We start from the raw sequence: 12,838 nt of genomic DNA, 5'->3' as shown, positions 1-12,838 counted from the left end.
AGGATGAGCTCGTAAATATACCATAAGCTGGTAAAGTGAATGATGGCGCCGGCTTATACGGATTCCTTTCGATAGTTATTCCAGTGAAAACTTTCATAGTATTTATAGATGAATTCTTCATTTATAGCGAATTCTTGGAGCGATCCACTCTTTACATAATTTTTCTCGCTTAGTATGGACTGATTATTCTTTAATATACAAATGATCTGATCATATTAATCAACAAACTTCCGTGTTCAATACCCCTTTAAGACGTTACGAGGGCTGTATTCAATATAAATATAAAATATTCTCCTATCTAGTGACTTCTTTCACAAGATAGGGCGGTTTTCTTTTTCGCATTTTTAATGAACTACAATTTCAATTTGAAAAAATAGTCTGGAGATTTCTTTTGCTTCTTTTCTTGTACGAAAGGCAGTAAGCCGCCTTTGAGATGAATTAAAACAGAACAGGTTTCAGTTCTTATTTCCACTGCTCTTGTCCCCTTTTTTTGGCTGAACATATGATATGATTGATTTCCGGTTCTGTTATGACGAGTTTTCTCATAGCCATGAATATTATTCTTAGTTTGCTTGATTGGTTTCAAAGAGGAATGTGTAAAATTCATCGATTATGCTGATTTTTTCCTCTGTGATTGATTGAGAATGGATATTGGTTTTCTTTTCTGTATTACGGGTATTCCTAAAAGGTTTATCAGATAAAGGATCCTCTCCCTTTTCATAGTCACGGGAAACTTTAAGCTGTTCCTATCAACATTTCCTCAATGGTTACACTTCCACTTTTCAAAGCAGAAGACATACCACGAAGTGTTGCCATAGGATCAACCGTGAAATCTTCAAAGTCTTCAATAACGAGAGTTTGATCAATTTGTTCAGACTTCATGCCAAAAGCGGCGAGCACTTTATAAAGCCTTCTCACGATTTGCACTAAGTGTGCTTATATCACAAGTTATTGTGCTTGTACTCTTCCATAGGCTTTACACCAATATGTTTTAGGCACATTTGCAAGCATTGCATTTCTCTAGTAATGGAACAAGTCACATTGTCCGTTACAATGATCATATTATCCATTAAGATTTAACCCTTCTTAATTAGAAATTCAACGACACACGCAGGTGATTTAGACAGAACTTATTTTTAAATCACGAATCATTTTTATTCGCAAATAATATGATATGCAAAAAGTGTTTTCCAATACTATGCAGCGTATTGATTTATAATGAGTATTTATCGTTATGACCTTGAGTCATAACCCCGGATATCCGTAAGATTCTCTCATTTCAAACCACTTTATCTTGAATCAATTGTGTTCACTTGGCTTTACGCTATCAGCAGAATTTGTGTGAGAAATAAAAATTATAAAAAATGTCTCTCGTGAACCGCCTTTATGCAAGGGCTATCGCAACATCATGAGTTGGTCAACATACCACAAGCTGGTAAAGTGAGTGACGGCGCTAGCTTGTACCTTTATACTGGATAAACGACACGGTCAATGCTCTCTTTATTCTCTTTCATAAATTCTCATATGCTTTGTAAAGCTTAATAGTTTTTAGAATTTTCTCTCTTAACCTACTGAGATTAAAGAAGTGGTTGGATTAAATAATAAAGCATCGCTTTTGTCAAATTGTATCAGAAAATTGCTTTCTCTCTATGACATAATGACTCAAATCGTGTGATATCTTTCAATTTTCGTCTTAAGTGAAAAGACTTGTTTCGCAAATAAAACTTTTTCATTTTTTCCTGCATAAAATTATTTTTCCCTGTATAAAAATTGTATACAGTACAAACAATTCATATAATCAATAAAATAGAATATTTTCCATACACTTCAAATGAGATCATATGCTCCATAACCCACGTGTCTTTTCTATCTCTCCGGGAACTGCTTTTCTACCGTGTTTTGTTGACGCATTGTTCTCAGGTGATCTTATTCGTGACTTTGCGTCTGGTGAAGATATCCAAACAACCCTTGCGGATACTCTCATTTATGTGCCAACACGCCGTGCTGCGCGCGCTCTACGTACAGCCTTTGCTGAAAGAGGTAACAAAAAATCAACCTTCTTGCCCGTTATTCGCCCTTTAGGAGATGTTGATGAAGACAGTTTCTTTTTTTCTGAATACTCTACAAGCACTCTCAATCCACCACTTGGAACAAGTGAACGTCTTCTGCTTTTAACGCGTCTTATTCGTCCTTGGCGTGAAAATTTACCAGCGCATTTACGTGCCATGTTTGGGACAGAAGATATCATTATTCCTGCCCATACAGCTGATGCTATTTGGCTTGCTCAAGACTTAGCACAGTTGATGGATGAAATTGAAACAGAGGCTGCAGATTGGTCAAAACTTAAAGAAATTGCCCCCGATACAATCGCCGAATGGTGGCAAATCACACTTAGTTTTCTTACCATTGTCACACAAAGCTGGCCACAAATCTTACAAGAAAGACAAAGAAGCAATCCTGCGGAATGGCGCAATCAAGCACTCAAAATACACACTGAAATTTTACACCGCACACAACCCAATAAACCTATTATTGCAGCTGGTGTATCAGGTTCCATTCCCGCAGTTTCTCACCTCTTAAAGGTCATTGCGACCCTTCCCAAAGGCGCTGTTATCCTTCCAGGTCTTGATCTTCATATGGATGAAGAGCAATGGGAAGCATTAGACACAATAAAGCAAGAAAAAACGACTTATGATTCTTTCGATCATACCGCTAATGTTTTTAGTCATCCTCAATACCATTTAAAAAAGCTTCTTTCTCTCATGAAATGTCACCGCATGCATGTGCGTGAAATTGGCCAACAAAGTGCAACAAAGAAAAAACGGGCAGCTCTTTTATCAGAAGCACTCAGACCAGCGTCTACAACAGACAGGTGGACAGAAATTCTCCGTGATGATTATGAAAATCTTTGTGCAGATTGGTCATTCATTGAAGCTGTAAATGAGCGCGAAGAGGCTTTCACCATCGCTGTTGCTTTACGCAATGCTATTGAAGAACCTCAAAAAACTGCCGCTCTTATTACAAATGACCGTAATTTAGCACGCCGTGTTTGCGCTGAACTCCAACGTTTTGGAATTGAAGCAAATGATTCAGGCGGACTGCCCCTTGCACAAACACTTCCTGCAACCCTTTTACGGCTTATTCTAGAAAATATCTTGCAACCTCATGATCCAATAGCTTTTCTTTCCCTTCTCAAGCATCCCCTCACAACACTCAAACAAAGCCGTCATCATTTACGAAAAATGGCAGAAAATTTTGAGCTTTTTGTTCTCCGAGAAAACACGGGGCGTGTGAATCTTTGCGAATGTGACCAATTTCTTGAAAAATGGATGAAAACACGCGAACAAAATTCTGACAACAGTTCCTTTGATCAACAAAAGAGTGAAGAAGCACATCTGCTCTGTCAGCTTTTGGTAAAAGCTATTGAGCCTTTAACAGCTCTCATGAAACAAGAAAAAGAATGCACCATCAATGAAGCTGTGGCGGCAACAGTTGAAGTTTTTGAAAATTTTGGGCGTGATGAAAACAATTCTCTTGCCCATCTTTATCAAGATGAAGCAGGAAAAGCTCTCTTAACTTTTTTACGTGAATTGATGATTGATCAATCAGGACTTACATTTCATCTTCGCGAATGGCCTGCTATGTTTTTAGCTCTCATAGCAACCCGTTCCGTTTCCCCCCCGCCTGGAGGACATCCACGTTTATTCATTTGGGGGACTTTGGAATCTCGCCTGCAAACAGTTGATACCGTCGTTATTGGTGGTCTTAATGAAGGATCATGGCCTATTACAACACGCAATGATGCCTTTTTATCGCGACCAATGAAAATGATGCTCAAACTTGAGCCGCCTGAACAGCGTATTGGTCTTTCTGCCCATGATTTTCAATGGGCCATGGGAATGAATAAAGTGGTGATGAGTCGAGCACTGCGGGTTAATCACGTCCCTTCACTTCCTTCACGCTGGTTACTTCGTCTAGAGACAGTTATAGGAAAACAGGTTTGGAAACAAATCCGTACACGAGGTGAAGTATTCCTTCATTGGGCAAAAATGCTTGATAGTACAGATATGACTGCCCCTGCACCCCGCCCTTGCCCTGTTCCGCCTCTTAAAATGCGTCCACGTCATTTTTCAGTTACTGAAATAGCCACGTTGCGGCATGATCCTTATGCTATTTATGCAAAAAAAATCCTGCGTCTCAAACCGCTCAAGCCCCTCATTCGTGAGCCTAATACTGCTGAACGTGGAACACTGTACCATGCTATTCTTGCTGCTTTTTGTACACAAGTCAAAAATCCAAATGCTGCAAATGCATTAAATGTTCTCTTAAATCTTGGACGTCAAGAATTTGATAAATGCAATCTCCCTGCCGATATCGAAAAAATCTGGTGGAACAATTTTGAAAATTTTGCTCCATTTTTTATCCAATGGGAGCAAAGTTTAAGCTCTCGAGAACGATATCCAGAAGTTGTATCACAAAAAATACCTATAGGTACGACAGGCGTAACCCTTTCAGGGCGTGCTGATCGGATTGATGTGTTGCCAGAGAAAATGGTTGAAATTCTTGATTTTAAAACCAGTACGCCCCCCTCATCAAAACAAGTTCGTGAATTATTATTCCCACAATTGGCATTGGAGACAGCTTTGCTTATGCAAGGTGCCTTTACAGACTTTCAAGATCTCACGCCCTCAAATTTATTTTACATTGCTCTCAATGGAAAAGGCAAAATCTCTCCCCAATCCATTCTTTTAAAAAAAGGAGAAAAAGAGCACCAAAACGCAATGCATCTTGGTGAAAAAGCATGGAAACATCTTATTGCACTAATGGATCATTATCAAAACCCACAACAAGGCTATCTTTCACACGCCGTCCCTATGAAAAAAGAATATGAAGATGATTATGACCACCTAGCACGTGTGTGGGAGTGGTTCAATAATCTTCACAAAGCAGAACAATCATGACTATTTTTTCTATTCCTGAAGCCGCCCTTGAGGCACAAGCAACAGCAACACATCCAAAAACAAATGTGTGGGTTTCTGCAAATGCAGGATCTGGAAAAACGCATGTTTTAAGCGAACGTGTTATCCGTCTGCTTTTAAATGGTACTCCTCCAGCACGTATTTTATGCCTTACTTATACAAAGGCTGCCGCCGCGGTTATGCAATCGCGAATTTTTCGAACACTTTCCAGTTGGAATGAACTCGATGATGCACAACTTCAAAAAACCTTATCTCAGCTTGAAAAGAAGCCTGTCAATGCACAAAAATTAACCCATGCACGTCGACTCTTCGCTCGTGCTCTTGAAACGCCTGGAGGCTTAAAAATCCAAACTATTCACGCCTTTTGTGAATCTCTCTTGCATCAGTTTATGCTCGAGGCAAACATTGCAGGACATTTCGAACTGATTGATGATATCAGTCGAAAAAAATTACTGCAAGAATCCCGTCGCCAACTTTTGGAGCATAAAGATGCACAATCTGCATTGAAACAACTGTTTAAAGTGATTAGTGAGCACAGTTTTAACCAATTGCTGTATGAAGCCACCGAAAAACAGCATAAACTTTCTGGTTTTTTATCCTCTCTTCAAACAGAAAATGGAGAGCAACAACTGTGTACACTCTTTAATTTAGCACCAAGTGACACAAACCAAAAGCTGCTGGAAAAAATTCAACAAGCGGCTCTTCTTCCCCCTTACGCTTTGACACATTGTCAAATCTACAGCAATGCAAATCTTAAAGAGATGATTAAAAAATTTTCTCTATTAGAAAATACCACTGATGAAACAAAGATTATCAGCATTATTTCCGATATTTATTTCACAGCCAAAGGTGAACCTCGCCGTTTTTCACATCTCTCTCGTAAAAAGTCAGATGAAATTTGGCCTTTTATTCAACAAATGCTTGAAGAAAAACAAAGTCAACTTTCTCTTCTTTTCGAAAAATATCAGTGCTTAAAAATTGCCACACTCAATAAGGCTGCTTTTCAGCTTTGTTCTCTCTATCTTAAAATCTACGCAGATTTAAAAAAAGCAAACGGTCTTTTTGATTTTGATGACCTCATTGAGCGCACACTCCATTTATTACAGCGCCAAGGAGCAAGCCAATGGGTGCATTATAAACTTGATAATGGTCTTGACCATATTTTGCTTGATGAAGCGCAAGATACTAACCCTGAACAGTGGCAAATTATTCAACTTTTGGCACAAGAATTTTTCACCGGATACAGTCAACGTACAAACACACGCACGCTTTTTGCTGTCGGAGATGAAAAGCAGTCTATCTATTCTTTTCAAGGCGCTGCACCAGAAAATTTTGCCGCAAACGGGAAAATCATTCAAAAAAAAGCACAACAAACCAAACAGAAATTTGAAAAAGTACAACTGCATTATTCTTTTCGTTCTACAGCTGATATTCTTAAAAGTGTGGATCTTGTTTTTGAAACCCCAGAAAATTACAAAGGACTTTCAGCAGAAAATATAAAAACTGTCCATGAAGCTATTCGTGTTCATAGTCCAGGTGAGGTTATTGTATGGGATGCCATTTCTAAAGAAACTAATGAATTGCCCGATGACTGGCATGTCACCGTTGATCATTTAGACACACCTGAAACGCGTTTGGCAGAAAAAGTTGCTGAAACCATTGCTAACTGGTTACAGAAAGGAGAAAAACTTCCAGCAAAAGAACGCTTGATGCGTGCCAGTGATATTATGATCTTGGTTCGTAAGCGTGATCAATTTGTCTTTGCGCTTTCTCGTGCGCTTAAACAACGTCATATTCCTGTCGCTGGTGCCGACCGTTTACAGCTCATCAACCATATGAGCATCCGTGATCTCATGGCACTTGCACGTTTTATTTTGCAACCACAAGATGATCTTTCTCTTGCTTGTGTTTTAAAAAGTCCACTTTTCGCACTGACTGAAGAAGAACTTTACCAGCTTGCCGCCCACCGCACTGGCTCGCTTTGGCAAAGTCTTGCTATACATGCACCCTCAAATTCCTCTTTTAAACAAGCTTTTGACAGTTTGAATCATTATCGTGCTTTGGTCGATAAAATACCAGTTTTTGAATTTTATAGCTATATTCTAAATAACGATAAAGGGCGACACAAAATTATAGCGCGCTTAGGATCTGAAGCGAATGATGTGCTTGATGCTTTCATGGATTATACCATCGCTATTCAAAAAACTGGTCTCCCTGGACTCCAAGCCTTTTTGGAAATACTCAGTGCAAGCGAACCAGAAATTAAACGAGAATTCGATCAAAACCACGATGAAATCCGTATTATGACAGTTCATGCTGCTAAAGGATTGGAAGCTGCTGTTGTGTTCCTAGTTGACCCTGGAAGTGCTATTTGGCATTCTAAACATGCTCCACACCTTCTTAAAGTTCCTTTAAACAACACGGGATTGAGTGATCAGCAAGGCTTTATTTGGCATCCCAACGCAGAGTTCAATACAAAAACTTCTGAAAAAGCGCTTTCACACCTCAAAGAACGTGCTGAAGAAGAATACAAACGCCTTCTCTATGTTGGAATGACACGTGCTGAAGATCGATTGTTTATTTGTGGTTATAGCAGCGCGCGAACCTCCTCCCATACATGGTTACAATTGATAAAAAAAGCTCTTGAACCACATATGGTTACTATTCAAGGCCCCGCAGAAGATATTACAGCTTGGCGCTATTGCATCACACCCTCTTCTTCTGCACCAATAGAGCAAGAGATATCGTGTACTGAGCACCAAACACTTCCACCTTTACCGGAGTTTTTCTCCCATAAAGTACCAGCAGAACCAGTCTTACCAAATCCGTTAAGGCCCTCTGTTGCGAGCCTCTCTATTGAAGCTGATAATGAAATTTCCTCTCAAACAAAGCACCTTAGCATTTCGCCTGTTTTGGGAGAACCAAACACCAATAGAGCTTTTTATATCGAATATGGGCATATCGTTCACCGGTTACTACAATATCTCCCCAATTGTCCCCTTCAAAAACGTCGAGATTATGCGCGCCATTATCTTGATAGCAAAGCCTCTCACTGGAATGAAGATCAAAAAGAAAACGCCCTGCGTCATGTTTGGCAAATCTTAGAGCATTCCTACCTTAAACCTCTTTTCTCTGAACACGCCCGTGCTGAAGTCTCTTTGATGGGCATTGTCAAAATTCGTGGAAAAGAACAAGAAGTTTCTGGTCAAATTGACCGTCTCTACATCACACAAAATAGCGTTATTTTTGCTGATTTTAAAACGGGAACACCACCAGAAAAGGAAGAGGCTATTGCACCACGTTATTTGCTGCAAATGGCCCTTTATCGGAAACTGTTGCAAGCTATCCACCCCGACAAAGACATCCAGGCTCTTCTTGCTTACAGCAAAGAAGTCAAAATTTTCAAACTTTCTCCAGAAAAACTCGATACCCTCCTTGATGAAATTGCCTCACAAGCTTAGAAACTTTACGCATCAAAGTTTCTTTTATAATTTATCTTTGCAATGACTTGATATGACTTGCTACCGTACCAATCTATAAAAATGAATATAAAGGATAATTCAATGACATGTATAAAAGTTGATACAAGCAATTTTGAAAGTGAAGTTCTGACTTCTTCCACCCCTGTTATCGTAGATTTTTGGGCAGAATGGTGTGGTCCTTGCAAAATGATTGCTCCGATTTTGGATGAAATTTCAGCAGAAATGCAAAATCAAGTTAAAATTGCCAAAGTTAATATTGATGAAAATCCGGAACTTGCTACCCAATATGGAGTGCGCTCAATTCCTACCTTATTGATGTTTAAAGGTGGAAATGTGGCATCAAATATGGTTGGTGCTGCTTCTAAAGGGCGTATTTCCGACTGGATCAAAGAAGGAATTTGATGAATTTATTGAAAGTGTTTTTTGCTCTCAACGAGTATGATCATTATTTTATTCGTTTTTCTATGAGCCTCCTCTCGTATTCATACCGTTCACGAGAGGTAGGTTTCAACGTTGCAACATTGAGCGCTGGTAAAGTGAGTGAGGGTGCCAGTCTTATACTTTCATAAGCATAAAGATGGAGGTGCTCGATGGCTTTATCCCTATACAATTCACGGACGCCAGCGTAAAATGGGCTTAGGTGCTCTAAGAGATACTTTAAAACAAACCCATGAACATACCAACCCCGCTTATAGCATAAAGACAAGTGAACAAAGTTGACCCAACATAAAAAAGTTTGAAATGAGAAAAACATACAATTTTCGGGGTTGTGTTTCAAGGTGAATAATACTAATTTATCATTATAAATCAATATGCTGCATAATTCAGAAGAAGCGTATTTATGCCTTTCTTAAACAACCTGTACCCGTATGATCATTCCTCTGCAAGAGTGCTGAGAAAATGGTTTTTTGATTTTGGATATGCAGATCTAAAAGGAAAGAATCTTAACTACTTTTGAGATTCTCATTAAAATTTAAAAATGATGAATACTCTTTAGAATTAATATATTATAACAAAGGAGAGGTACTATCCCCTCCTTTTATTTGATTTCTTAAGCACAGTTTCTTGGATAAAAAAATCTGTTTATTCAGAACGTGTTTGATAATCCTTAAAAGCTGTAAATTTTATTTTTGGTGCCCGTTCTGCTTCATAATTCAATGAAAAATGGTTTTCTGCTAAAAAAACTGGGGCACCTTCTAAATCATGAGCAATGGCAGAACGATGATTGATAAGGAATTTTTGAAGCTCATCTTTGCTTTGTGCCGAAATCCAACGACATATATTAAAGCGTGCTGGTTCAAAATCCACCGGTAAGCCATATTCTATCTTTAGTCTTTCTTGGAGAACATCAATTTGCAAAGCACCAATAACACCAATGAGAGAAGGTGAACCATCATCAGGAATAAACAATTGTACAACCCCTTCTTCAGCCATTTGCTGCAAAGCTTCTTTCAATTTTTTAGCTTTCATCGGGTCGCCCAAACAAACACGACGCAAAATTTCCGGTGCAAAATTAGGCACACCCTTAAAAAGAATATCTTCTCCTTCCGTCAAGGTATCACCAATACGCAACGTTCCATGGTTAGGAATCCCTACGATATCACCCGCATAAGCGTGATCAGCAATTTGGCGTGAACGCGCAAAGAAAAATTGTGGTGCCGAAAGTGTCATTGGCTTTCCCGTTCGTACCAACTTTGTTTTCATGCCACGTTCAAGTGTTCCTGAACATACCCGAAAGAATGCAATACGATCACGGTGATTAGGATCCATATTCGCTTGAATTTTAAAAACAAACCCTGTCATTTTTGATTCTGTTGCCATGATATTGCGTTGATCTGTACTCTGATCACGAGGACTTTGACCAAAATCAATAAGTGCGTTAATCAAATCACGAACACCAAAATTTCGTAAGGCAGAACCAAAATAAACCGGTGTCATATGCCCTTCACGGAAAGATTGAAGATCAAAATTTTTGCAAGCACTTCGCGCAAGTTCTAGCCCTTCGATAAAAGATAAACGTTGGTTTTCAGGAAGCAAATTTGCAACCTCATAAGACCCAGAAACCGTCTGTTGCACAACCTCATCATCTTTTTGGCGAAAACGATTATTGTGAAAATCAAATGTTCCAACAAAATCTTTTCCTATACCAATTGGCCAAGTTATTGGTGCGATATCAAGAGCAAGTTTTTCTTCAATTTCATCTAAAAGTTCTATAGGATCGCGTGCCTCACGGTCCATTTTGTTGACAAAAGTCACAATAGGAATATCGCGCATCCGACACACTTCAAATAATTTCAGTGTTCTAGGCTCAATCCCACGTGCACCATCCAGCACCATGATAGCGCTATCAACAGCCGTGAGAGTACGATAGGTATCGTCAGCGAAATCTTCGTGTCCTGGAGTGTCTAACAAATTGAAGATATGATCTTCATATTCAAATGTCATCACCGATGTTACAACTGAAATACCGCGATCCCGCTCAATATTCATCCAGTCGGAACGAGTTTGAATACGATCTTTTTTTGCTTTTACTTCACCAGCAAGCTGAATAGCTCCACCAAAGAGTAGGAGCTTTTCTGTCAGCGTTGTTTTCCCCGCATCTGGGTGAGCGATAATTGCAAATGTGCGACGCCGTTTTACTTCCCTCTCTCTCTTTTCCATTATTCCCCCATAGGCCGCGCAAGCGCTTCAGCAATCAATGCACGCATTTCATTAATTCCATACAACGCAATAAATGATCCCCATCGTGGTCCTCGTTCTTGCCCCAAAAGCACTTCATACAACATTTGGAAAAAGACATTGGAAACACCCGGTCCCCCTTCAGGGCTCTTTTTGCTATGGTCTTGATAACGTTCTACCAAACGTGCCACATCAAGAAGTGCATTTTGAATCACATTTCCATCAACTGTTTCGGATAAACTGGCTAATGTTTCATCAATTTGCACGAGTGTTGTGCGTTCACTGTCATCAGGTGCTCTGAATTTTTTGTTGGGTTTGACAAAAATATCAAAATATTTAATAGCAAATTGCACCAACTGATCAAGTTCAGGGTAAGTTTGCGCATTAACTCCTTCGGCATAGCGAGAAATAAAACCCCAAAGAACCTCTTTATTCTCAGCATTTGAAGCACTTACCAAATTCAATAGAAGGGCAAAAGAGACAGGCAGGTTAACCTGTGGAGGACGACCATTATGGATATGCCATACAGGATTATTAAGCCGCTCTGACCATTTTTGACGACCATATGCTGAAAGATGCGCATAATATTCATCAACAGCTTTTGGAATAACATCGAAATAAAGCCGTTTTGCTGTTTTGGGTTTTGAAAACATATAAAGTCCAAGGCTCTCCGTGGGAGCATATGTTAACCACTCGTCAATGGTTAAACCATTTCCTTTAGACTTAGAAATTTTTTGTCCCTTCTCATCCAAAAAGAGCTCATAATTAAACCCTTCTGGCGGATTGCCCCCAAGAACTCTACAAATTTTAGAAGAAAGATTTGTGGAATCAATCAGATCTTTTCCTGCCATTTCATAATCAACACCAAGCGCTTTCCAACGCATCGCCCAATCTACCTTCCACTGGCATTTCACTTTTCCCCCCGTCACTTCCGTTTCAATGGTTTCTCCAGTTTCAGGCTCAATATAAGTAACGGTGCCCTTTTCAACATTCCGAGCAATCATCGGAACCTGTAATACTTTTCCAGAAAATGGAGAAATCGGTAAAAAAAGTGAATAAGTCGCCCGCCGTTCTTCCCCCAATGTTGGGAGAACGATTGCCATCACCTTATCATAACAGGCAAGAATTTTTAAAAGTGTTTCATTAAAATAACCCGAGCTATAATAATCCGTAGCGCTTGCAAATTCATAATCAAAATCAAAACGGTCAAGAAAACTACGCAGACGTGCATTATTCGCCGCTCCAAAAGAAGGATAAATATCGCCAAAAGGATCTGGTACTCGGCTTAACGGTTGACCAAGATAACTTTCCATTTTTTCGCGATCAGGTACATTATCGGGAACCTTGCGTAAACCATCCATATCATCAGAAAAACAAAGCAATTTTGTTTTAACTTTATTTTCAGTGAGAATATGGAAAGCATGACGCACCATAGTTGTACGTGCGACTTCTCCAAAAGTTCCAATATGCGGTAAACCAGAAGGTCCATAACCCGTTTCAAATATCACAGTCTCTGGATAACCTGTTTTTTCATATCGTTTAATAATTTTACGTGCTTCTTCAAAAGGCCAAATTTTTGATTGAACAGCCGCCTCTTTTAATTCAGACGAAAGGCTAAAAGCATCATACTGATCACGCATCATTATCTTTATCCTAAAAAATTAAACTCTTTAAGTGTATGGTGTATGGTTCTTGAAT

At 39.3% G+C, this 12,838-nt stretch carries 7 protein-coding genes; 4 read left to right on the top strand and 3 right to left on the bottom strand.

The window, feature by feature from the left end:
- Positions 1–735 precede the first annotated feature (735 nt).
- The gene (locus tag BN67_RS14170; RefSeq protein WP_019223085.1) at positions 736–900 is read right to left on the bottom strand and encodes a hypothetical protein; all 165 of its coding nucleotides are present in this window, start codon (positions 898–900) and stop codon (positions 736–738) included.
- Positions 901–1,841: 941 nt separating this feature from the next.
- On the opposite strand from BN67_RS14170, the gene addB reads away from it, so the two are divergent.
- From addB to BN67_RS13585, 4 genes are all read left to right on the top strand, one after another.
- Positions 1,842–4,961 (top strand): double-strand break repair protein AddB, encoded by a 3,120-nt coding sequence (addB, locus tag BN67_RS05190; protein WP_019223084.1) that lies wholly within the window; start codon positions 1,842–1,844, stop codon positions 4,959–4,961.
- On the top strand, positions 4,958–8,440 hold the full coding sequence (addA, locus tag BN67_RS05185; RefSeq protein WP_019223083.1) for a double-strand break repair helicase AddA: 3,483 nt from the start codon (positions 4,958–4,960) through the stop codon (positions 8,438–8,440). Before addB ends, addA begins: the two co-directional genes overlap by 4 nt.
- 102 nt (positions 8,441–8,542) lie before the next feature.
- Entirely contained in the window at positions 8,543–8,863 is a 321-nt protein-coding gene (gene trxA / locus BN67_RS05180) for a thioredoxin (protein ID WP_019223082.1), read from the top strand.
- 144 nt (positions 8,864–9,007) lie between these two features.
- Positions 9,008–9,181, top strand: a complete 174-nt coding sequence (locus BN67_RS13585) for a hypothetical protein (protein ID WP_244427034.1) — start codon at positions 9,008–9,010, stop codon at positions 9,179–9,181.
- 363 nt (positions 9,182–9,544) lie between these two features.
- Here BN67_RS13585 and BN67_RS05170 read toward each other — a convergent pair whose 3' ends face one another.
- Both BN67_RS05170 and BN67_RS05165 read right to left on the bottom strand, forming a co-directional pair.
- On the bottom strand, positions 9,545–11,122 hold the full coding sequence (locus BN67_RS05170) for a peptide chain release factor 3 (RefSeq protein WP_019223080.1): 1,578 nt from the start codon (positions 11,120–11,122) through the stop codon (positions 9,545–9,547).
- Positions 11,122–12,783, bottom strand: a complete 1,662-nt coding sequence (locus tag BN67_RS05165; protein WP_019223079.1) for a lysine--tRNA ligase — start codon at positions 12,781–12,783, stop codon at positions 11,122–11,124. Before BN67_RS05165 ends, BN67_RS05170 begins: the two co-directional genes overlap by 1 nt.
- Positions 12,784–12,838: the final 55 nt, after the last annotated feature.

Source organism: Bartonella rattaustraliani AUST/NH4, assembly GCF_000312565.1.
Taxonomy (GTDB): Bacteria; Pseudomonadota; Alphaproteobacteria; order Rhizobiales; family Rhizobiaceae; genus Bartonella; species Bartonella rattaustraliani.
The sequence above is the reverse complement of the archived record's forward strand: the minus strand, read 5'-3'. Positions and strand labels throughout refer to the sequence as shown.